Below are 19,803 nucleotides of genomic sequence, written 5' to 3' on the forward strand. Positions count from 1 at the left end.
AGGTAAGATTGTTCCCTCATCTAGAATTGCCTCTCCTAAATTGGCACCAGTGAGGTCGGCACCACTGAGGTTGGCACTGCTGAGGTCGGCATCAGTGAGGTTGGCACCAATGAGGATAGCACCACTGAGGATAGCACTTTCGAGGTCGGCACCAATGAGGCTGGCACTGCTGAGGATGGCAAGTCTGAGGTTGGCACCACTGAGGTTGGCATCCCCGAGGATGGCATCAATGAGGTAGGCACTTTCGAGGATGGCACCACTGAGGCGGGCACTTTCGAGGTAGGCACTGCTGAGGTCGGCATCACTGAGGTCGGCACCAATGAGGTTGGCACCACTGAGGTTGGCACCACTGAGGTTGGCACCGCTCAGATTTAACTTACTTATAAGTTCTGCATCAATTAGAAATCGAACAACGCTTCCCTTCCGTTCTCCGTCTCGATCCAATCTTCGCAGCACCGATAATGTTCTAGCGCGTACTATGTCAAGCGCTGCATCTCGCTTCTGGTATTCCGGGTTTGATTCTTCTATTTCTTTGCCAATCAACACTTTTAATTCTTTATCAATCAGCAATTCCGACATACGGTCAATATAAGCTTCTAGAGCTGACTCTCGTAAATTAGTGGCTGCTATTTCTCTTTCAAGCGCAGCTCGTTCCTCGGCTCGTTGTTGTTCACCCTTAGCTCGTTCCTCGGCTCGTTGTTGTTCACCCTTAGCTCGTTCCTCAGCTCGTCGTTGCTCACTGCGCTGAAACTGGAATAGTACAACCGGAATTGCGATCGTGCCAGCCAAGCCTAACCAATCCCAAACTGTCTTGCCCGATTGAAAATGTTCTGTTGTCTCTTTAAGTTCGATGGTTTTTCCATCTTTGGGATTTATGACTTGCTTTGTAGTCACTGATTTATTTGAGTCTTCTCCAAAACCACTCCAGTAGAATTGATAGAGAATTGCAATGGCTACAAGCACACCAGCGACGGCTATCAGCCATTTTTGCTTGGTAGATAAAGACTTCACCCAATCAGCAAACCTCTCGCGCCGCTTGCCCATTAAAGCCCCCAAACAGAAGTACATAGTTAGACTTCATCCTCAAAGCGGTCATTTACAGGAGTGGGCTTGTTTACTCTCCCAAATTTTCAAAAATTTAGAACAGTAAACACAGTTTGAGGGGTTACTGCTGGGCGATGTGCCCATAGGGCAGGAGCGAAGCTATCGCCACTGATGAAGTTGGAAGCTATCTGCGGAAATTCCGCAGATAAAATTTCAGGAATTGCGATCGCATTCCCTACGGTTTTATGTTTCTCCTAAGCAGTGTGCTTCTACGGAGTGTCGCGCCCTCGAAGAACGAGTAATTGCACCTGGCACAATGCCACTGCTGTTTTCCCTTGCGGTGCCCGTTACGGCGGGCTGGAGTGCCACAGATTGGGCAAAGTTGATTCATTTGGTTTCTTGATGGTTGGGTGTAGTTTCCCTTTCTCCCTTGGCTACAGCCAGCGCTTGCAAGAGACTACGCAAACCGTTCTGTACATCACCCAATTTCAAATCCTCGATCGCATAGTCAATCCACTCCACTATTCGCTCTGTGTCGGGTGTAGAGGTAGATGTAGACGCTGGCAACTCAGCAATAAATTGGTCTAGAAGCGCCTTAGATGCTTTGTACTTTGGGGCTTGTTTCCCCAGCTTGAGAGAGGCAAGTATGCGATCGCGTGCTGCTTGGTAGTCTATATGTACTATTGCTTTTTGTTGCTTATTGTGCAGTTCGTTCTGTAACTGTTGGTTGTCATTCTGTAACCGTCCTAGTTCGTTCTGTAACCGCGCTACCTCATCACTCTGGGTTACAGATGCTTGTTCTGTAACTTCAGGCTTGGCTCGCGGCTCAGCGGGCACGCTCAACAGACTGGCGACTTCCTCCAGTCGGGCAACGGTCAAGTCAGATGCTCTGCCTATGTAACGCTTATGTAACTTACCTTGAACCTTACGGTACGCATACCAGTAGTCCCCATCTGCCTTCTTACTCTTCTCCTTACGGGCAGTGTAGGGGGCTTCTTCAGAGTCGGGTACATATCTGAAAGATTGAACGCCTTCTAGCCACTGCTGCCAGCGTTCCTTATCAGTTGCGATCGCAATACTAGTTTCACCCTCACTGAGAACGCCGTCAGCTACCGACGGGATTTGTTGAGCCATATCAGTTACCTATACTCTTCTGTAACCATCCTATAGGTAACTCACAGCAGTTACATAAAGTTCACACAATCGTTACCTAAACTTTATATGTAACTATTGCCAGTTACCTAATGCGTTACATATAATAGGTTACATAACGAGTTAGGTAACTAACGAGTTAAATCAAAGGGCGATCGCTCTAACCCTGGAAAAGTTCAGCGCTCGCCCTCTACAAACCCTCAACGATAAGGATTCACAACAATGTTATCTCAACCAACTTGCAAAACTTGCCCGTTCTTCAACCAATCAACCCAACTTCCCAATGTGGGGACTTGCTCTTACCACCAAGATAAGGTGCTGGGTTCTACACCCATCTGTTGCGCCGGAGTACAAGCCATCAGCCAACCTCTAGCAGCTTAATATCTTGCCTCTCCCCCACACCGGGGGAGCCATAAAAATAAAGACAGGACACAGCCATGACACAACACGAAACAGCACAACTAATTGCACTCCTAAAGGCGCAACAACAACTGCTAGAGAAGATTGCCTCAAGCTTGGACAAATCAAAATTGGGATTACACAACGATGTAGGCAGCCTCAAGATATATTGCAACAGACAGCACGGCTCACTCTGGTACACATTAAAGGACGGGCAAGCCTCACCAATTACCGCTACTGCTTTGTCTGGATACCTTAAAGAGTTGAAATTTGAGCAGACTGAACGGCGTGGTAAGCCTTGTCACAAGCTGTTGGCAACAATTGCGGCTGACAAACTCTATATTTTAGAGTCCGGTCATGACACCCACTTCAGCAAAGGACTTCTTGTGGCAGTCGCACTCTTGACCCCTCAACAGCTGCTGCAGCCCATCACCATACAGCCAGTGGCCGGTGATGATGAATCGGTTTTATTCTGTCGCGTGTGGTGCGGTTCGGAGTACATCAAAGCTAGCTACGACGATTCGGTGAACTGGAGAGAAATTGCTAAGGCAGCGATCGCAGTTGTGAAAGCTGCTAACGAAATGCCATTCTAAATCAGGCGTTACGATTCGTTAAGTCAAATGGGGCAAGATGTCCCATTTGAATTCAAGAATCTCATAGCATCAATTGACCCCAAAAAGATGATTCCCACGGGACGCACCGTGGGAATTTTAAATATATACCGTTCGCTTAAATAGCCATTATCACGAACTCACTATTAATGAAGAATACAAAAGCTATCACCAAAAACACTACTAAGATTGTCGCTATCGAAGCAGTCGCCACCGACCCCACTCCTTATATCGACGTACTGGCACTCCTACTTGAGGACAAGCGCTCGCCAGCAACACGACGCGCATATGAGGGTGACATCAATCACTTCTTTAACACGATGCTTCACTCTCCCCCAACCAGGGACAATATGAAAGACTTTCTCTCGCTCTCCCAGGTCCAAGCAAACGCCCTGGTGATGAAATACAAATCAATTATGGTTCAATCGGGACTAAAGGAAGCAACCGTCAACAGGAGACTGGCAGCCCTCAAGTCGCTGGTTCGTTACGCCCGTAAGGTCGGTCAATGTAACTTTACTCTAGAAGATGTGGAAGCAGAAAAAGTAAAGCAGTACCGGGACACAACCGGCATCACACAAGAGGAATTCAAAAAAGTATTGGGGAAAATTGACCGCGATACCCAATTGGGGAAGAGAGATTTTGCTATCTTGCTGCTATTGTGGACGAATGCCTTGCGTCGGGGGGAGGTTAGCAAGTTGCTCGTGAAAGATTTCGATTACTCCAGCCGTAGCTTGTGGATTCTTGGTAAGGGCAAAGGCACCAGTAAGGAACGGGTCGAGCTTCCCAAGGTGACGGCGGATGCGATCGCTGCTTGGCTATCAACTCGCAGTGCCTCCAGTCTCACCGGGGATAGTCCACTTTTTAGTGCCCTAGATTTTCACAACCTCGGACATCAACTCTGTGGGGACATGATATCTAAAATCGTGCAGAAGTACTGCAAGGCAGCTGGCATCAACAAGCAGATGTCAGCGCATCGCATCCGCCACAGCTCCATTACTACCGCATTGGATCAAAGTGGTGGGGATGTCAGGAAGGTCCAGAAACTTAGCCGACACGCGAAAATCGAAACCCTCATGATTTATGATGACAACCGATTGTGCGTACAAGGAGAATTGTCGGACTTACTTGCCGATCTGTTTTAGCGATCGCTCTCAACCAGACGGGTAAGTAAATGGATTTTTGTCCGGGAGCCCAAGCTTGGACAGATGCGACATGGGCGTAATTCGTACAGCGGAAGCTTGATGACGTGTCGCATTGCCGCACTCGTGCTGAAATGTCGTACCGTCGTGCGACATTTGACAGGGCTTCCCGCCCTAGTAAACCTATTTCCATTTGGGACTTGAGCGCGGATGACTAACAATCAACCAAGTTAGCATCCGCACAGAAAACAACTCGCTATCAAGCTGGCTTCTTATGACCAACAATCGCCCTGCTGCCCATCTTGGGATTACTGATTTTTTCATCCTACGAGCTCCGTGATATCACACCCAATTGCCTTGGCGAGCGTAACACCCTCGAACCAACTTGGCTCGCTGCCTTGCTCGATGTGACTGATTCTCTGCCGGGTAAGTTGGCAGCGTCCTTTGATGTTGACGGCATCAGCCAATTCTTGCTGTGTCAGGCGGAGCCTGCGCCGCCTTAAATAAAGCTGTTCTCCTAATTCCTTCTCTGGGGTCAATCGCATATATTTGCTGGCAATCTACAGCTTTTAAAGTGCCCAGAATTGGGAACGCGATCGCCTTTCATTACATCACCAATTCTTCACAAGGAAAAGCGTAGTTCTCCTCAAGCCGATAACACGAGAGTTGGAGCAATTTAGAAACATCTCTCCCTTGTGGCTATTTATGCGTAAAGCTCTTTTGATTGTTGTTGCTAGTACCTTAGTTTCATCTCCAGTGCTTGCCCAACAGATACCAACACCCTCTCAAAATTCCAATGATTGGCAACACGTCACGACAAACACGGCAGGCTCAATCTACTACGTAGACAAGGCAACGGCAGCAAGGTATAACAACGGTAACGTTTCTTTCTGGGTTCGGCTAAGTACCCCTATTGGGGTTGTTGGGAGTTTCAATGTTGGAGAATGCTCTACCGGAGTGCAGCGAAAGTTGTGGCTTTTTAGAGTGGATAACGATGGGAAGTTAGTTGTCAATGGAAAAGGTAGCAACAACCCTGAGTATCTCCAACCCGGTTCGGCTGGTGCTACTGTTTTGCGTGCGGTTTGCGATGGATTGTGAGGGGCGAGCGCTCTCAATCAGGTGGTAACTCTTACCGCATTGATTTAAGCGCGAGGTAACGAGCACACCACCCAGTTTTCATTCGCGATAAAACTATCTCACTATCGACTTGCCGGATTCTGACCAGCAGCCGTCCTGCAGCCCATTTAAAAGTCGCTCTTTGTGTTTTTGGCATATTACATTACACAGTTTGCCTAATGTATAATGCCCAGATTGTGGCGTCCGTACACACGAGTATGTAAAAACCGGCTTTCCCGCGTTATTTTAAAAAGATATCCAAAATCGAATAGTGAATCTTCACACTAACTGGCGCGATTCTCCCGAAGCCACCATCAGCTGTTAGCAGGCAAGCTGGAAGGATAGTGTTCTTGGTGCTCCCGTGAAAAAGATTGTTTTTGGTGTTGTCAGCTGTGTAAGCTTGCTGGGTGTTGCTTTTCCCGCGTCCGCTCAAGTTCCCCAGCCTACGGGAAATTGGGTATCAGTTACCAAGGGCGACGATAACTCCTTATTTCAATTAGATCGAGGTATCACTAGAAAAGGACCCGCCGTTGGATTCTGGATGCAAAACTGGAAACCGGATGGCACGAGACACGCGTGGTACGTGGTCGCTCACTGCCAAAACAAGCTTTACCAAAATGTGAAGACGTTACGACTAAACACTTCAGGGCAAGTCGTTGCAAGTAGCGATATAAAAAGCAATATAACCCAGGCACGGTACGGATACAGCATGATGACAGTAATCGATACTGCTTGCGGTAACGTAGCTTCCGATCCAAATGCGGCGATCGTTCAAACTCAATTGGAGATGCTTCAACGCGCTAGGGAAACCAACGCCGAGATGATAAACAACGCATTTAACGCAGCGGTAGAAATGTTCAAATAGCTTTGCTGTGTTAGCCGCAGCCTGCGATAGCGAATCCAAGTACGACACTGCCTTATCGCCAACACCTTTTTTTCTTTGCGAGTTAAAACGGGGGCGGCTTTCTAAGTACACAGTATAATCGCACACTAAAATCGGATTTCAAAACTTTTCTCAATTCGCAGTTCTCAAGGATACGAGAGCCAAAATGTGAGAAATTCTCAAATACATGAAATGCATAATTAGTCAATGTTTTGGCGTTCCCTTTTCGTGAAATGAGAAATAGTGGGAATTTTCGCATATGAAAAGTTTTCGCTTCGCAAGTCAAACTATACTTATTTATTAGTATTAATAATTACATTTTAGGAGTTCTCCTTATCCCGTTTTTTCATCGCAAAGTCTCACTGGGGATATCCCTAGTGACAAAAAAACTGCTTGCTATAATGGGCGCTCCTGAATGGCACAACAAACACCATAAAACTGTGTCCGAACTGTGCCCCAGATGTGCTGCACCATCCGCAAGGGTTGAAAAATTACTCGCCCGTACTGTGCCCCATCTGTGCCAACTTCACCCAAAATTACACCCCAGCCCGCAAGAGACGCAGTAGCACCATTTTAAAGTGTACCTACTACGCCTTTTTTTGTAGGTTGAGCGCGAGCGCCAGGTCACGCGAGAGCTGGCACAGTTTTTGATTTGGTTTCATTCGTGCTTTTGGGCGAACGTCATCGCCACAGGTTAAGCCTCAACCGTGACCCGTTAATAGTTCAAACTCCAAACTAGTAGGCGGAAGAATTTGCACCGATGCCACTAACAACTGCCCGACCAGCCGCAACTTAATGCGCCGTGGTGTATGCGCCAAAGCTTGCTTAAACACCGTTTCCCCATAAGTCTCTATTACATCCAAGATTGCTGTTTCCACCTCACTTGGGGAACACTGCGATGAGTCAGCCAGTAGGGGTAAATAGCTGTCAGCCAACCACTTTAAATCGGGGTCTTGGGGCAATTCAAAATTATTACCATCGCTATATAGTGATTCATATAGCAGTAGTAATAATTTTTTGAGGCAAGACCATCCACCCAACTGGCTGGATACTTTGCTTACTAGCGGTTGGCTAATCTCCCCGATTTTGGCTAAAGCCTGCTGAGTGATTTTCTGTCCTTGGTCAAAGAGCTGCTTGGCTGCTTGCAGGATTGCCCATCTAGTTTTTTGTCCGTCGGTTCCGGCGTCGGGAGTTATGCTGAATGCATCAACTTGCTCAATGGTGGCACCCTTGAATGCCTCAATCAGGAAATCGGTGTCGCAATCGGCACAGAGGTAAAATGTCAGCTGTTCTTCAGCGCGTCTGCTCGCTCTTAGGCGTCCAATCTCCTGTATGATTTCTGCGTTGACCAGCGCTGTCACATAATCTTGAAATTTGCTGTCATCCCCATCTACGTTGACCGCCCTCCCGGTTTCAACCTGAAATTCAGCTGCCAGCTTACCGATGTTGGCATAGGGAATGCCAAACGATGCTATGGCAGAGCAATGCTCAAACCTGTTGACACCACGCCCATCCACAAAGTGACCGTACTCTATTCGCTCTGATTTAGTAGCGATCGCTTTCCATTCCAGAATTCCTAAATCTGGATGTAGTTCTCCCAGTTTGTTCTTAAGAGCATCGACACGGGCTGTTAGTGTTTCGCTTCTGTCTTTCCCCAACTTCCCCAGCCCGGTTACGTTTATGATTTTGAGATTGCCGTAATCGGGTGGTGTTTGCTCCACAACCAAAATTGGTTCGTCAATTTTTAGCTTGATTTTGAGCAATTCGGGGGATAAGGTAGCATCAAGGTAAATGTTTGTTTTGGCAGTATCAGTTAATTCTTTGTGTTTGGGATTGTAGGTGTAGATGAAAAATCTACCCCATATACAACGCATACTACCATCACCTTTCCACGCGGACAGAAAATCAGGCAGCCAGTACAAAGGCAGGTCTAAAAATTCCTTCCCTGCAACTCTAGCACCAAGCTTCTCCAATTCCCTAGAAGCGTAGCGAGCCGCCCCACTTTTCTTTAATTGTTGACCCATCTCAAGCCCGTCTTTCTCCCTCAAGAAATCAAGATTGGGGAATAGTGCGTCTTTAATCGCTGGTATATTTAAATCAGCAGGAAACTCAGGCAGATAATTTCTGATAACTTCATCATCAAAACCATATCGGGACTTGGGCTTTAATTCCTGGCTGAGGAATTGTCGCAACACGTCAAGACCGGGGCGCAACTTCTCGAACTCGATGGGTAATTCCAGCGCAAGATGCCCTATTGTTTGGTTAAAATCATCCAAAGCCACCTCAACCGATTTTTCAGTGTTGATGAGCGCCCCTGGTTCTTCCCAGATGCGAGCGACGGTGTAAACCTCTTCTTCCCCTTTGAAAAAAATCGGGGGCGTGCTGTCGGGATGTGCCCGCAAGCGATCGCTATTTTCAATCGCTTCACGCTTCTCAAATCGAAACCCAAAACCCGGACCCGACGCAAATTTACATTGATTGCTTAACGGACATCCCTCACAGATCGGACTTTCTCTGCTGTCTTCAATCCCAACATCGACAAAATTTTTTTCGCGGAAAGCGTTAAACAAGTATTCGCGATGACAATTGCCCTCAGTGTCGGGAGCTTCCCCCGGTCTCGGTCTGACTCGGTAAGGTTGTCCTGACGGAGTTTGTCGGGTCGGGTCAATTGCCAACCCGTTGTTTCTAGCTGGGAGGTCGGTAAAGTTTTCCTCTACTGACGCGACGCTGGGGTTACGGTGGTTTAAATCCTGGTAAATTAGTTTTTCTACACCCAAATCTTTGGGATTGAGGTTGCCAGCTAAATGGCTTTTACCCAATCCTGGGTGTGAATTGTCCAAGATGTGTTTCCAGCCCTTTAAACTTGCTTCCTGCCACATCTGCTTTTGATGTTCGCTGCTGCATTGGATTTTGGGAGAACCCATTGCTAAATACTCTTCAGCAGTGGGAAGTTGACCGGGAACATAGGTAACTGTGGACGTTGATTCTTTTGGTACTTTGCGTTTAACCTTGGGTGGTACATATTGAGGAGTTGCGATCGCGTGCGTGATAAGTTTCTTTATTTTTTCAAAGTCCGATTGCGCTCGCTCGATTAACTGCCGTTCTCGCTCTTGCGCTACGTACTGGGTGTACAGGATTGAATCTGGTTCCCGTTCTTGGTAAACAATCGCCTTTGGTTCTGGGAACCTAAAACCATACTGCTTGGCAATGTGAAACAGCGTACCGATTGAGATTCCACCGCGCCGGAAGCTTTTGATTTTCTGGTGAATGTTCCAAGTAGTCCCTCTAATAGAAGGTGACCAGTTCTCAGCGTAAGCAGCTGCTTCTGTTGCGCCGTAATGGTTCACCAGTGCCATCAGTACTTGAAGGCATTCTTCATAGTTACCACTGCCTGGGGTACGGGGGGGAATGAAGGACAATGCTTGTTGAACGAGCTGGTCAATGTCCCAACTTTCAGCCTCACTCAGTTCTTTGATCTGTTGGCGACGTGCGGCAATTTCCTCAACCTTACGTTGATATTCAGCCCGCTCAATTGCTGCCGCTTCTCTTGCCTGCTGTACCCACTCATTTGGAAGCACAGCATGAGGATTGATTAAGGGGAACTCAGCTTTGGTGTTGCCATAAAACACACGGCTGGCATCTTTACACGCGGGGTCGTGTGGTAGATGCTGCATTAAAAATCGAGTGCAAGCCTCAACCGTATCCGCGCCTTCCAGATATTCGGGCAGAACAAAAACTAATCTGAATTTATGCCAGTCAGGTTTATGGCTCGCTGTCGTGTAAATTAAGGCGCAGTGTTGGCGGATGAAAGGGTCGGTAAGCGCTTCCTCAATTGTTAACTGGTGCTTGTAGATTTTGATGGATTTACCGTCAACACCTTTTACCGGTTGCCCTAATTCATCTCTTAGTACATCCGAGTTATCAATGTCAAGCAGAATAACTTGGGAGCCAAGGACATTAGCCTTACTTCTCCACTTTCCACCCAACAAACCAGCACACAACGCATGACCCGCTTTAACGTGTCGGGCAACATCATGTATTGTGCCTTCCTTATCTTGATATTGGCTTGCAAGTAATTTAAAATCCCAGTCCTTATCCAAGCCCGCGCTGTTAACTGCAAACCGGAATCTAATCGACGCTCCCGATTGAGAGGACAATAGTGCTACCATAGCGCCCTCCCTACTCGAACGAGCGCAAACTTTGAGGAGAGTTCATATCAACGTCCCCCCTTGAGTGCAAAAATTGACTGCAACTTTTCCAGCTGTTTGGGGGAAAGTTTACGCTGATTCTGAATGCCCAAGAGAAAATTTTTCTCCCAACTCGTAAGCGATGACGACTCCAACAACTGCGCGAGCGCTCGCTGAAGTTGCTCGCGCTTCTCCCTGTTCGCGGACTTTTCTGTCCATCCTCGGAAGCGATCGCACTCCGCACAGCGATAGCAGCCGAAGTGTGGGGAAGGTGGCTGTAGGTGAATGAAGTTTACGCGATCGCATCCGCAAGCCGTACAAGTTTTGTGGGGACTAGGGTGCGAGCTTGGACAATGGTACAATCGACTCATTGAGTGACTCCTAAGTCTATAAAAAGGACTCGGAGACAACTCAGCTAATTAAAAAGTTTTCTGCCGGAAGTGGAAAGTTAGCAACGAATCAGCTCAAAATAAAGTTAACTTTTAGTCTTTTCCCAATACGCGGGTATTGGGTTGGTGGGAGCTGATTCGGCGGCTGAAAAGTAGCTGAGTTGCCCCTCTTTTTTTTTGCAAAAACAAAGCCGCAAGCTACGGGGATGCTTCGCTTGCGGCTTTGTACTTTTTCAGAAAGCAGACCACCAGTTCTCGGACTAAATCGCTCTTACTGCGATTCTGCTCGGTGGCAATCGCGTTCAGTTTTGCCCAATCGTGTTGATTGAGTTTCGTTTGCACGTCCCACCTGAGAGATTTGCTACACGGTCGGGACAGGTGATGCTGCCTGTTGTAAAGAGCCATGGTGATACCCTCTTGATTTTTTTTGAGTTGGGATGCCGGATGAAAGTGCTATAGCTCATGCCAGTTCATCGTTTCAGGATTACTCGAATTCTAGGCTTAAGCATGCTAGAGGTAAATATGTAACATATTTATCCAGGGAACCAAAGAAAGTCTTTAACATCTCTGCATACGGGCTTTTCAGAAAATTAATGCGTATTTAACTTCTCCTAAAAAATTAATAAAAATTAACAATTTGGAGGGATGTAGGCGTAAATTTCCTCATTTGGGAGGCATTTGAGCAGTTTTTAAGTGCGCTCGCCACATCCCAGAAAACCCCTAAGACGGCGACTACCTCTATACCCCATTTCCTAAAAGTGTGGTAGCTGCTCGCGGATGTAAAGGCACCGATCGCGATCGCGTTTTTACTTTCCCGCATCCAAAATTTTGGCTAGTTCATCCACGCGGAAATGAGATAATGCATCCGCCAGTTCAACAAACCGCTGATAGTGAGATTCGGCATAATCATCTGGCGTTAGTCCCAGCACTTCGCAAAACTTGAAGTAATCGCCCCGCCATTGGAAGTTCTCAAGCTGGCTTGAAAACTTTTCAGCGACTTCCTGCGATTCGGGGGACGGGGCATCATTGGGAGTTGGCTCGGTCATGATTCGCCTTCTTTATCTCGCAGTCAGAATTTGTTCAGCCGTCACCACCAATTCAGGAAAGAGCCGAGAAACAATCTGCTGTGTTCCGGTAAAAACGGTTGACTCATAACGACCATTGATTAAGAGACATACCGTCACGCTTGTTTTCATGGGGTCAACAATCCAGTACTCAGGGATGCCCTTGTTAGCGTATTCGGGGGGTTTTTCCTCGTAATCCCGTTTTATTGAACTAGGACTCACTATCTCAACTGCCAGTCGTGCGGGAACTCGAAAAATAGCAGTTCGATCCATTAGCTCCGATACTTGCTCCTCTGTTACCACACAAACATCGGGCAACCTGGAGCTATCAACCTCAGTTTGTACCCCCGCTTCTCTCAAAGTGACCAATGCTAATTTCAATCGATTGATTTCAGCATCTAAAATCCGTTCAATTAACTTGGCAATCAACAAATGCCTAACAGTGGGGGGTGTCATTAAAAGCAACCTCCCACGCACCAACTCATAGCGGTTGTTAGTTCCGTCATCGTAAGCTAGGTACTCCTCAAATTTGAAAAGACGTTCTACAGGTGATGCAATAGTCATGCTGCTCCTTTGCTTTTCTTCAGCTTGGGTGTAGGTTGCTCGTTCTCGTTTAGATACTCCTCTATAAACTCCACTAGAACTTCATTCATACTTTTTTTGTGTAACGCGCAAGCCGATTTAAACCGCGCCCTCACGTCTTCACTCAAGTAAATTGATACTCTCACGGGTTTTTCTTCTTCAGCCAAGTGTTAAAACTCCATAGCGCTTTAACTCTAGATTGGCACTTCTAGAGACAAAAGGCTACAGAGATAAAGAGTTATAGAGTTATAGTAACTTGTTGTTTTAACTCTATAGTGTTATCCTACCACTATAACCGCAAAACAGACATAAACCAACATGAGACGCATACAAGCGGACTCAATAGGGATTCATTTACTTTTTCAACTTAGAACCAACTAAAACGCTGATTTTGTAAGGACTTCACCCAAAATTTGCTCCTATGACTAACGTATTTCTGAAGCCGTCCCACGGCTACGACTATTCGCCAGCTCACGCACACCTTTATCCGCAAATTGGACAAGTCAGAACGAGAATTGTCTTTGACGGGGGAAACCGATTTGTGAAGTGGGTTGACCCTCACAACCAAGTGCAATGCATCCCCTCGTGTGTCAAAGAAGTCACTGAATACCAATGGAGACGACTCAAGCCAGACCATCAAACCGTGTTGGTGGAACTGGAAGGGAAGCGCTATGTCATCGGCAAACTTGCACAGGAGTTGGGGGGCGAGCCGACTTTCCAGAAGGACAAATGCGAGTTGGCAGAAATTTTGGTGCTGGCAGTGATCGAACCCAACCCAGGATTTGACCACGTGCGAATTGAGCAATTAGCGATCGCACTGCCCAACACTCTAAATGATGAAGATGTTGCCGCTGTGTCTAGAATTGCCAATCATCCGCTAACAAAAGAATTCACTCGCAACGGTCAAGCCATCACTTACACCGTGGGTGAAGTTGTGCCGATTGATGAAACTTACCCTGCTTTTGTCTACGCACAGCAACAAGGTTTTTACCAGTTCCCAGATGCCAAAAACGCAGTTTGGGACATCGGTGGAGGCACTGCGATCGCTCGCCTCTACACTGCGAATGGAAGCATGATTCAAACAGCAGAAGTTATCCTTCCAGGGACAAAACATTTAGCCCAACAGATAGCCGCAGAACTCAAAGAAGTATTCAACCTCGATTACTCACCAAGTCTGGTAGACATCATGGATGCAATACAACGCCATGACTATTTGTACGGAATTGACAAGCTAGATTTTTGGGCGATATATGACCGCTGTGCTTCTCAATGGGTAGAGTCTGCCCGTGCTGAAATTCGCTCGAAGTGGGTTGACCATCTAGCACAGTTGGGACACGTTCTTGTCGTTGGTGGGAGTGCTTCACTTGCTCAACCAATCTGCGAGGCAACCGGTGACAGATTCTTTATTCCCGACAACCCGCAACTCTTCAACATCATTGCAATGGCACACATGGAGTAATTGACACATGGCACAGACACGAATTGTATTAGACCCCAAGTACAAACCGAAGGCTGAGGCAATTTTAGAACAGACCGGAATCAGCACACTCTCACAGCTGTTTACCTTACTGCTAGTGAACTATGGCGACAATCTGGTAAACGCTCTCAAGCCGCAAGCAATGACAATGCAAGCACCCCTTGCACCAGTACCCACCACTCAGCAGTTACCCAACGAGTTACCTAAAATTCAACCAAGGCAACCAGCGCAAGTAAGACAATTCGCACCAATGTCATTATGACCAACACCGTAGAGAGGATTATTTTACAATGACATCTCCAATATCACCGACGTTACCCAAAGATACCTCAATACCTGAATTACTGGATTACTGTGAAGCGGTGGCGCTGGACGCCTTCTTCAATTCGCTGTTTGAGACTCTCGAAGAGCGAAATTTTGACCTGGGACACGTGTTGCAGGGATTAGCTCTTTACTGCGAGGGACAAGGTTTGAGCAAAATCAAATCAGCCTTGGAAGAAGCTTGCACAGAATATCGATCGTACATATCACGATAAGGGAGTTGCACAAAAATGCTTAATTGCAATTTGCTCGAAGTTGGCAAACGATACCTCTACAAAGGAAAATTTTTTATCTTCCAAGCAAAGCTCAACGACCTGTACATATTCACAGATCGAGGTGTCCGCAAAGAACTGAGCGCTGAAGAAGTACGCCGCAACGTTTGGGAGGAAATCAAAATCAACACCGCAAGCTTTGAAGCATTTAACGAATAGAGGGAATGACGATCGCGCCAGCTGCCAACTTTCGCGATCGCATCCATCCAGACACTAGGAAGAATCTGAACCATGAAATTTTACTCCATCATTACAGCCCTGCTGCTAGTGGCTTTCTCCCCTCATGCCGCACTCGCTGCAGCCAAGGATAAACAACCTCCACACAAAGGCAACGGACGCAGAGAAATCACATTACCGTCACAAAGGAATTGAGTTATGGAACCCCTACAGTATTACGCCAGTGGCGAGCATCTAGACCGACTTTGTGAGCGATTCGGTCCCCAACTAGACCTGCTAAATCGCCCGCAAAAATTACAACTTCGTGCCATCCTCACTTATTTTGTGATGGGCAAAGAAATGATGGGCGATGAGTACAGTATCAACGATGCACTAGTAGATTCACTCCAACATCTGTTTGTTGAAGACCCGGAATTGGAAGAGTGCATGGACATTCTACAGGGCTTGAGCGTGAGGGATGCTGAGTCCTTACAAGTAGCATTGGTGGAACAATGCCGAACTGGGAACGCCCGGTTAAAAACGCCCGTGGAAACTACGACAGACGATCTAACTCAACGGGGTGTCCCGCAAGATTTGGCAAGGCAAGTTGCATACATCACACACAAGGTTGACCCAACTCGACAGCGAACAGTGTCTGAGCAAGAAACCATTAACAAAGTCCACAAGATTTTGATCGGGCAGTCGTAGGAGGTCGGGACAGTGAATGATGCAAAGAGCGCGATCGCCACCACACTATTGCTCGTTGGTTTGACATTTCTGCTGCTAACGACGGTCAAGCAGATGAGAGAAACCAGCTTGCGTATGGAAGTTTATTTCAAGCTGGACATCAACAGTACAAGCCCCTAGGAAGATTGTAGACAATGGCAAATTTAGTAAAAGCTGGAGTATCCGCAATACAGCGATTTGTTGGTGGAAGTGGTAACGGTAGTACGGTCAGCAATGATAATGGCATTCGTGCTTTTGGATTGGATTTTGACCAAATCGGCATCCTAAGAGCTTACTATCCGGCGATTGATTGGGAGAACTTGCCCAACCTCACCCCCGATGATTTGGCACTGTTGCGAGACAAAGTAAACCAGTTCCAATGGTTCATCGACAACCTATCTGACATTGAAGACTTGATGACGACTTACATCAAGAATCAAGTCACATTTAACGAGTTCAAAGGGCGACTGGTCAAAGAAGGTTTTCGGGGTGCTGAGAAGATTGAGAAAACAGTTCTAGACTTGTTTTTAAGCTTCCAAGGGTACACTCGCAACCGCAAGAAATTAGCTCGTGAAAGCGATAATGCGATCGCACTCATGGACGCCGATCTAGAGTCAGCTTTTGAGATTAGTGACGCCAGCTTAGAAGCGTCTCTCAAGGTGGCGGCTATCCGCAAAGCTAAGAAGCTGCAGGAACTAAAAGAGCGCCCGGAACAAACCGAACTGTTAGAAGAAATCAGCTTGCAGGAAAGGCAGCTTAAACAGTCAATTAAAGACCGTATCAAGTACGGTTCTGCTGGCAATCCAAAAGCAGCTGTAACCACTTCTGCCCGTGCTGGAACCACAACGACTTCCACCAATAGTAGGTGGGGTGGATTGGGTGGATTGGTTGACTTTTTCAGAGGTAAGTAAGCTTTGCTTCCAACCCGGTCAACATGACCGGGCATTGTTTTTTATGAGGGGATATGAACCAACAGCCATTTGATTATTTGCGTAATAACTACACAACTCCAGCAACAGCCCAACAATCGGAACCCGCACCGGAATCAGAGAAAACCAGACTTGCCCGCAATCTAAAAAACTGGTCAATTTACCTTGCCTGCTTCAGTGGAGGAATGGTACTAGCTTTTATCCCCCGACTGTTTCCCGACTTTTGGATTTTCTACTATATTTCAAAACTCTCAATTGTCGGTTATCTCATTGCGGTCAAACCGGGCAACGCTACGGAAGACACTTTAAGCTTGCGTCGGCTGGCGGGACTGGCGGTAATAGTTAGCATCCTGGCGGGACATTGGGACGGTATGCAGTTGTTAGCTCTCAAGCCCGTTGAAGTTAACAACTCAGTCCATCCATTGTGGATTGTTGCCACAACTTCAACCCTGGTAGTTGTGCTTTTACTTTTCATCCTGATTGTGCTGTGGAGGATGGCAGATGATAAACCACAAAACCCTTTCAGATAATGCATTCTCAATTGGGGTAGTTAGCTTGGTTCTCGCTCTTGGTGCAGCTGCATACGCCACTGTGGGGTACTTCGACACGCGGGTAAAATACTGTGATGCTCGGTCAAGTCCATGCACCACTGTTATTGCTCTCCCCAGTGATGCTGCACCTCCATCTCTCAGAGAACAAGAAAAGTTTTTACGGGGGAACGGGATTGTAAAAACAGTTGCCGCTGTCACCTCGATGCTAGCTTCAACGGTGGCGATCGCATCATTCAGCACTGCCCTAAACCAACGAAAAGAACTGGACTCTTTTAACCAATTGTTACTCGCTGAAAGCAGGAATAAGGCTGAAATTCAAAGCGACTTGAGAACACAGATTGCAGCAGTAGAGGCACAGGCACAACTCGATTTACACAAGAAGTTGACCTATGACGCCACGGCTGAGATGTACTTGGATGAATCGCCCGAACTGGTAGAAGACATTGCCGATGCCCGCATCAAAGCAGAACAACTTGCACGGGAAGAATTACAAAGGGAGTCTGAAGAACAAGACCGGGCAATAGAATTGGCTAAGTTAACAGCTAACGGAATTGACCTTAAGGACGTGGGAGAGGAGACAGCTGAAACCATCAAACATTACCAGGAACCGGAACACGTTTTACAAATGTTGCTCACGGCGGGCGATGTGTCGTTAGTGGGTGCAAAGGGCAGTGGTAAGACAACTTTAACAGCTTGGTTGCTTCGCGAGCGTATCAAGATGGGACACCTCATCATTGCGTTCAACCATCACGCCGTGATGACGTTCTACTCTCCCCTCTACTGCTTTGGTCGGGACGTACCAGAAGAATTGATTGGTAAACCGTCGGTCATGGCAAGTTTGGAGGAATGCCAGTTACATATAGCCATTGGGTTACATAAATGTCAGCAGCTCATGGACTATCGGTACACCCTCTACAAGTCGGGCTTGTTAAAAGGGGAACCGACAATCACAATCCTGTTTGAGGAGATAGGCGAGTATGACGGCATTGAGAACGAACTCAAAGAGATAAAAGCGATTATCAAGCAGAACATCAAACTGGAGATGGAACCGCACGATGGGTTAACACCCCTGCAAGTGACAGCTGCTAACGTCCCCCCTAACATCTGGCAACAAACAACCAAGCGCAATTTAATCAGCAGTCGGAAGGGCGAGATATTTACCATCACAACTACCCAAGACGACACCAACGAAATGTCGGGGAAGTTAAAGGGAATGCAGGAGTTGAGGAAGCGGGGTGTGGTGCGGTTGAAACTAATCCCCAAACCCGGTACAGATGGCAAGCAAGGTGCTGTCCCCAGTGGTCGGGGTGAATTGTCCATGCCCGGTTTGACCGACGCTAAGGGCAAGCAAATCACAATCAAAGTGAAAGTCCCCGACCTGCGGGAACGACTACCGGGCGATAGCGATGAAGATTACTTTGACTTTGGATCGATCGCAACTGGGGAAACTGGTTTCGACCTGTGGAACTTTGACGCGACTGCTGCATGTTCAGCCAAGGGGTTAACCCTCATATCAGCTGAAGAAGATGACGAACTGGCAGCGGTGGATATTGAAGATGACAACGACGAACCACCAACCCCACCTGATGATTTATCTCAAGCCAGAGAGCAATTAAACCGGCTGTGGGAACTGCCCTACAATGAACCGCCAGCAATCACACCCCAACTCTCAGAAGTTGCTCAAAAAGTCCTTGAATATTTCCACTCTGCCCGCAACAAATCACCCAAAACTTTACGCGATTTGAGAAAAGCTGACAGACTAGCAGCTTACTCTGTGGAGCAATTAACTGATAGTTTGAGCGAATTGGTAAGGGCAGAAAAACTACAGTTTGATGGCAAAGATAGCTATACTCTGCCCGACTGGAACGAGTAATGCCGTGAGCGCCGTGGGGGAAGTCGGGCGGTGTGTGGGGGGTGTAGTTGAGGGGATAAATCACCATTCACGGCCAGATGCACTTTCACGGCAATCCTTGCACAGCATACGCCGTAGCCTACGGCAGAAGCAACGGCAGCATAGTGCCACGGCATTGGCACGGCAACCGCCACGGCACAGCCACGGCATCCACACCGGGCAAGTTTTTATTAGTAAATAACCTCTGATTGATGTTAGGAGAAGCATGAGCAAGCACTCAATAGAGTACACAACTTATATCTACTCAAACGAATGGAAAGCAAAGTCTCGACGTTGCCAGTCGCTTACCAAAAATCACTGCATTGTGTTCCCGTGGTTGCGCTCGAAGCACTGCCATCACCTCACCTACCGCAACATGAAAAATGAAATCCCGATACGGGACACGGTGCCGCTGTCGAAGATTGCTCACTCAATTGTTCATTGGCGCATTTTTTGGAAGTCTCCGCTTCGCCCGTGGGTCAACACACTTTTACGAGCGCTAATGGTTTTGTGGATGGTGCTGTTTCTGCTGTTGCCTGGGAAGAAATAAAGGAACTGATGGGACAGTCGATGGGGGTTTCACAAGGGGCGCTCCCCTTGTGCCAGCCCGCCGCCCGAACGCTCTGCGAGAGGTAAAATGTACGTCTCGCGGCATGGCTGGCTATTCACCCACCACAACTGGGACGAGAGGACGGAGCCGATACCAACAACCAGTGACTAATGACCAACTCGCAAGCCCTGGTGATGACACCGGGGCTTTGTTCATACTCATCATGAAGTGGTATCTGGGTTAATAAACTTGGCTAACTAGTCTGGCGATTGATATTTTGAACCATCAGGTAAGATTGTTCCCTCATCTAGAATTGCCTCTCCTAAATTGGCACCAGTGAGGTCGGCACCACTGAGGTTGGCAC

The 19,803-nt window shown here is 47.4% G+C and carries 26 protein-coding genes; 17 read left to right on the forward strand and 9 right to left on the reverse strand.

What is annotated here, in order from left to right; translation table 11 throughout:
- Together F7734_RS53500 and F7734_RS53505 are read right to left on the reverse strand one after the other, a co-directional pair.
- Positions 1 to 1,044: pentapeptide repeat-containing protein (locus F7734_RS53500; RefSeq protein WP_155752376.1), on the reverse strand; the 1,044-nt coding region annotated here is incomplete at its 3' end.
- Positions 1,045 to 1,431: 387 nt separating this feature from the next.
- Positions 1,432 to 2,178 (reverse strand): hypothetical protein, encoded by a 747-nt coding sequence (locus F7734_RS53505; protein WP_155752377.1) that lies wholly within the window; start codon positions 2,176 to 2,178, stop codon positions 1,432 to 1,434.
- Positions 2,179 to 2,418: 240 nt separating this feature from the next.
- Here F7734_RS53505 and F7734_RS53510 point away from each other — a divergent pair, with 240 nt between their 5' ends.
- The 3 genes from F7734_RS53510 (at position 2,419) to F7734_RS53520 (ending at position 4,348) form a co-directional block, all read left to right on the forward strand.
- Complete coding sequence (locus tag F7734_RS53510) at positions 2,419 to 2,577, forward strand: hypothetical protein (RefSeq protein ID WP_155752378.1); 159 nt, start codon at positions 2,419 to 2,421, stop codon at positions 2,575 to 2,577.
- A gap of 56 nt (positions 2,578 to 2,633) precedes the next feature.
- Positions 2,634 to 3,188, forward strand: coding sequence for a hypothetical protein (locus F7734_RS53515; RefSeq protein WP_155752379.1), 555 nt, complete (start codon positions 2,634 to 2,636; stop codon positions 3,186 to 3,188).
- A gap of 167 nt (positions 3,189 to 3,355) precedes the next feature.
- The gene (locus F7734_RS53520; RefSeq protein ID WP_155752380.1) at positions 3,356 to 4,348 is read left to right on the forward strand and encodes a tyrosine-type recombinase/integrase; all 993 of its coding nucleotides are present in this window, start codon (positions 3,356 to 3,358) and stop codon (positions 4,346 to 4,348) included.
- Positions 4,349 to 4,528: 180 nt separating this feature from the next.
- On the opposite strand, the gene F7734_RS62650 is transcribed toward F7734_RS53520, so the two are convergent.
- On the reverse strand, positions 4,529 to 4,669 hold the full coding sequence (locus F7734_RS62650) for a hypothetical protein (RefSeq protein ID WP_207714427.1): 141 nt from the start codon (positions 4,667 to 4,669) through the stop codon (positions 4,529 to 4,531).
- A 381-nt stretch (positions 4,670 to 5,050) separates the two neighbouring features.
- Here F7734_RS62650 and F7734_RS53530 point away from each other — a divergent pair, with 381 nt between their 5' ends.
- Positions 5,051 to 5,443: a hypothetical protein gene (locus tag F7734_RS53530; RefSeq protein WP_155752382.1), complete on the forward strand. Its 393-nt coding sequence runs from the start codon at positions 5,051 to 5,053 to the stop codon at positions 5,441 to 5,443.
- A gap of 379 nt (positions 5,444 to 5,822) precedes the next feature.
- The gene (locus F7734_RS53535; RefSeq protein ID WP_155752383.1) at positions 5,823 to 6,326 is read left to right on the forward strand and encodes a hypothetical protein; all 504 of its coding nucleotides are present in this window, start codon (positions 5,823 to 5,825) and stop codon (positions 6,324 to 6,326) included.
- A 719-nt stretch (positions 6,327 to 7,045) separates the two neighbouring features.
- Here the strand turns inward: F7734_RS53535 and F7734_RS53540 are convergent.
- The 6 genes from F7734_RS53540 to F7734_RS53565 form a co-directional block, all read right to left on the reverse strand.
- Entirely contained in the window at positions 7,046 to 10,513 is a 3,468-nt protein-coding gene (locus F7734_RS53540; protein WP_155752384.1) for a PriCT-2 domain-containing protein, read from the reverse strand.
- 47 nt (positions 10,514 to 10,560) lie between these two features.
- Positions 10,561 to 10,902, reverse strand: a complete 342-nt coding sequence (locus tag F7734_RS53545) for a hypothetical protein (RefSeq protein WP_155752385.1) — start codon at positions 10,900 to 10,902, stop codon at positions 10,561 to 10,563.
- A gap of 216 nt (positions 10,903 to 11,118) precedes the next feature.
- Positions 11,119 to 11,325, reverse strand: a complete 207-nt coding sequence (locus F7734_RS53550; RefSeq protein ID WP_155752386.1) for a hypothetical protein — start codon at positions 11,323 to 11,325, stop codon at positions 11,119 to 11,121.
- A gap of 401 nt (positions 11,326 to 11,726) precedes the next feature.
- Complete coding sequence (locus F7734_RS53555) at positions 11,727 to 11,966, reverse strand: hypothetical protein (RefSeq protein WP_155752387.1); 240 nt, start codon at positions 11,964 to 11,966, stop codon at positions 11,727 to 11,729.
- Positions 11,967 to 11,978: 12 nt separating this feature from the next.
- Positions 11,979 to 12,548: a Uma2 family endonuclease gene (locus F7734_RS53560; protein WP_155752388.1), complete on the reverse strand. Its 570-nt coding sequence runs from the start codon at positions 12,546 to 12,548 to the stop codon at positions 11,979 to 11,981.
- The gene (locus tag F7734_RS53565; protein ID WP_155752389.1) at positions 12,545 to 12,733 is read right to left on the reverse strand and encodes a plasmid partition protein ParG; all 189 of its coding nucleotides are present in this window, start codon (positions 12,731 to 12,733) and stop codon (positions 12,545 to 12,547) included. The genes F7734_RS53560 and F7734_RS53565 overlap by 4 nt, the downstream gene beginning before the upstream one ends.
- 254 nt (positions 12,734 to 12,987) lie before the next feature.
- Between F7734_RS53565 and F7734_RS53570 the strand changes: the two genes are divergently transcribed.
- The 12 genes from F7734_RS53570 (at position 12,988) to F7734_RS53625 (ending at position 19,683) form a co-directional block, all read left to right on the forward strand.
- Positions 12,988 to 14,025, forward strand: coding sequence for a ParM/StbA family protein (locus F7734_RS53570; RefSeq protein ID WP_155752390.1), 1,038 nt, complete (start codon positions 12,988 to 12,990; stop codon positions 14,023 to 14,025).
- A 7-nt stretch (positions 14,026 to 14,032) separates the two neighbouring features.
- A complete protein-coding gene (locus tag F7734_RS53575) occupies positions 14,033 to 14,305 on the forward strand; it encodes a hypothetical protein (protein WP_155752391.1) in 273 nt (90 codons plus the stop codon).
- Positions 14,306 to 14,333: 28 nt separating this feature from the next.
- Positions 14,334 to 14,579 carry a hypothetical protein gene (locus tag F7734_RS53580; RefSeq protein WP_155752392.1) on the forward strand — a complete coding sequence of 82 codons (246 nt, stop codon included), beginning with the start codon at positions 14,334 to 14,336 and terminating at the stop codon, positions 14,577 to 14,579.
- Between the two features lie 15 nt (positions 14,580 to 14,594).
- Entirely contained in the window at positions 14,595 to 14,795 is a 201-nt protein-coding gene (locus tag F7734_RS53585; RefSeq protein WP_155752393.1) for a hypothetical protein, read from the forward strand.
- 5 nt (positions 14,796 to 14,800) lie between these two features.
- Positions 14,801 to 14,947, forward strand: coding sequence for a hypothetical protein (locus F7734_RS53590; RefSeq protein ID WP_155752394.1), 147 nt, complete (start codon positions 14,801 to 14,803; stop codon positions 14,945 to 14,947).
- Between the two features lie 64 nt (positions 14,948 to 15,011).
- A complete protein-coding gene (locus F7734_RS53595; RefSeq protein ID WP_155752395.1) occupies positions 15,012 to 15,500 on the forward strand; it encodes a hypothetical protein in 489 nt (162 codons plus the stop codon).
- A gap of 12 nt (positions 15,501 to 15,512) precedes the next feature.
- Positions 15,513 to 15,659 carry a hypothetical protein gene (locus tag F7734_RS53600; protein ID WP_155752396.1) on the forward strand — a complete coding sequence of 49 codons (147 nt, stop codon included), beginning with the start codon at positions 15,513 to 15,515 and terminating at the stop codon, positions 15,657 to 15,659.
- Between the two features lie 14 nt (positions 15,660 to 15,673).
- The gene (locus tag F7734_RS53605) at positions 15,674 to 16,429 is read left to right on the forward strand and encodes a hypothetical protein (RefSeq protein WP_155752397.1); all 756 of its coding nucleotides are present in this window, start codon (positions 15,674 to 15,676) and stop codon (positions 16,427 to 16,429) included.
- Between the two features lie 53 nt (positions 16,430 to 16,482).
- Positions 16,483 to 16,977, forward strand: a complete 495-nt coding sequence (locus F7734_RS53610) for a hypothetical protein (protein WP_155752398.1) — start codon at positions 16,483 to 16,485, stop codon at positions 16,975 to 16,977.
- Complete coding sequence (locus F7734_RS53615; RefSeq protein WP_155752399.1) at positions 16,949 to 18,871, forward strand: hypothetical protein; 1,923 nt, start codon at positions 16,949 to 16,951, stop codon at positions 18,869 to 18,871. The genes F7734_RS53610 and F7734_RS53615 overlap by 29 nt, the downstream gene beginning before the upstream one ends.
- 4 nt (positions 18,872 to 18,875) lie before the next feature.
- A complete protein-coding gene (locus F7734_RS53620; protein WP_166482727.1) occupies positions 18,876 to 19,091 on the forward strand; it encodes a hypothetical protein in 216 nt (71 codons plus the stop codon).
- 397 nt (positions 19,092 to 19,488) lie between these two features.
- Positions 19,489 to 19,683 (forward strand): hypothetical protein, encoded by a 195-nt coding sequence (locus tag F7734_RS53625; RefSeq protein ID WP_155752401.1) that lies wholly within the window; start codon positions 19,489 to 19,491, stop codon positions 19,681 to 19,683.
- Positions 19,684 to 19,803: the final 120 nt, after the last annotated feature.

The organism is Scytonema sp. UIC 10036, assembly GCF_009725235.1.

What these genes read in the sequence shown, in the direction of transcription:
- F7734_RS53505 (WP_155752377.1), bottom strand. Translation starts at nt 2,178, where the DNA reads ATGGCTCAACAAATCCCGTCGGTAGCTGACGGCGTTCTCAGTGAGGGT.
- F7734_RS53510 (WP_155752378.1), top strand. Translation starts at nt 2,419, where the DNA reads ATGTTATCTCAACCAACTTGCAAAACTTGCCCGTTCTTCAACCAATCA.
- F7734_RS53560 (WP_155752388.1), bottom strand. Translation starts at nt 12,548, where the DNA reads ATGACTATTGCATCACCTGTAGAACGTCTTTTCAAATTTGAGGAGTAC.
- F7734_RS53530 (WP_155752382.1), top strand. Translation starts at nt 5,051, where the DNA reads ATGCGTAAAGCTCTTTTGATTGTTGTTGCTAGTACCTTAGTTTCATCT.
- F7734_RS53540 (WP_155752384.1), bottom strand. Translation starts at nt 10,513, where the DNA reads ATGGTAGCACTATTGTCCTCTCAATCGGGAGCGTCGATTAGATTCCGG.
- F7734_RS53555 (WP_155752387.1), bottom strand. Translation starts at nt 11,966, where the DNA reads ATGACCGAGCCAACTCCCAATGATGCCCCGTCCCCCGAATCGCAGGAA.
- F7734_RS53590 (WP_155752394.1), top strand. Translation starts at nt 14,801, where the DNA reads ATGACGATCGCGCCAGCTGCCAACTTTCGCGATCGCATCCATCCAGAC.
- F7734_RS53545 (WP_155752385.1), bottom strand. Translation starts at nt 10,902, where the DNA reads ATGAGTCGATTGTACCATTGTCCAAGCTCGCACCCTAGTCCCCACAAA.
- F7734_RS53570 (WP_155752390.1), top strand. Translation starts at nt 12,988, where the DNA reads ATGACTAACGTATTTCTGAAGCCGTCCCACGGCTACGACTATTCGCCA.
- F7734_RS53575 (WP_155752391.1), top strand. Translation starts at nt 14,033, where the DNA reads ATGGCACAGACACGAATTGTATTAGACCCCAAGTACAAACCGAAGGCT.
- F7734_RS53515 (WP_155752379.1), top strand. Translation starts at nt 2,634, where the DNA reads ATGACACAACACGAAACAGCACAACTAATTGCACTCCTAAAGGCGCAA.
- F7734_RS53585 (WP_155752393.1), top strand. Translation starts at nt 14,595, where the DNA reads ATGCTTAATTGCAATTTGCTCGAAGTTGGCAAACGATACCTCTACAAA.
- F7734_RS62650 (WP_207714427.1), bottom strand. Translation starts at nt 4,669, where the DNA reads ATGAAAAAATCAGTAATCCCAAGATGGGCAGCAGGGCGATTGTTGGTC.
- F7734_RS53595 (WP_155752395.1), top strand. Translation starts at nt 15,012, where the DNA reads ATGGAACCCCTACAGTATTACGCCAGTGGCGAGCATCTAGACCGACTT.
- F7734_RS53580 (WP_155752392.1), top strand. Translation starts at nt 14,334, where the DNA reads ATGACATCTCCAATATCACCGACGTTACCCAAAGATACCTCAATACCT.
- F7734_RS53520 (WP_155752380.1), top strand. Translation starts at nt 3,356, where the DNA reads ATGAAGAATACAAAAGCTATCACCAAAAACACTACTAAGATTGTCGCT.
- F7734_RS53550 (WP_155752386.1), bottom strand. Translation starts at nt 11,325, where the DNA reads ATGGCTCTTTACAACAGGCAGCATCACCTGTCCCGACCGTGTAGCAAA.
- F7734_RS53610 (WP_155752398.1), top strand. Translation starts at nt 16,483, where the DNA reads ATGAACCAACAGCCATTTGATTATTTGCGTAATAACTACACAACTCCA.
- F7734_RS53605 (WP_155752397.1), top strand. Translation starts at nt 15,674, where the DNA reads ATGGCAAATTTAGTAAAAGCTGGAGTATCCGCAATACAGCGATTTGTT.
- F7734_RS53615 (WP_155752399.1), top strand. Translation starts at nt 16,949, where the DNA reads ATGATAAACCACAAAACCCTTTCAGATAATGCATTCTCAATTGGGGTA.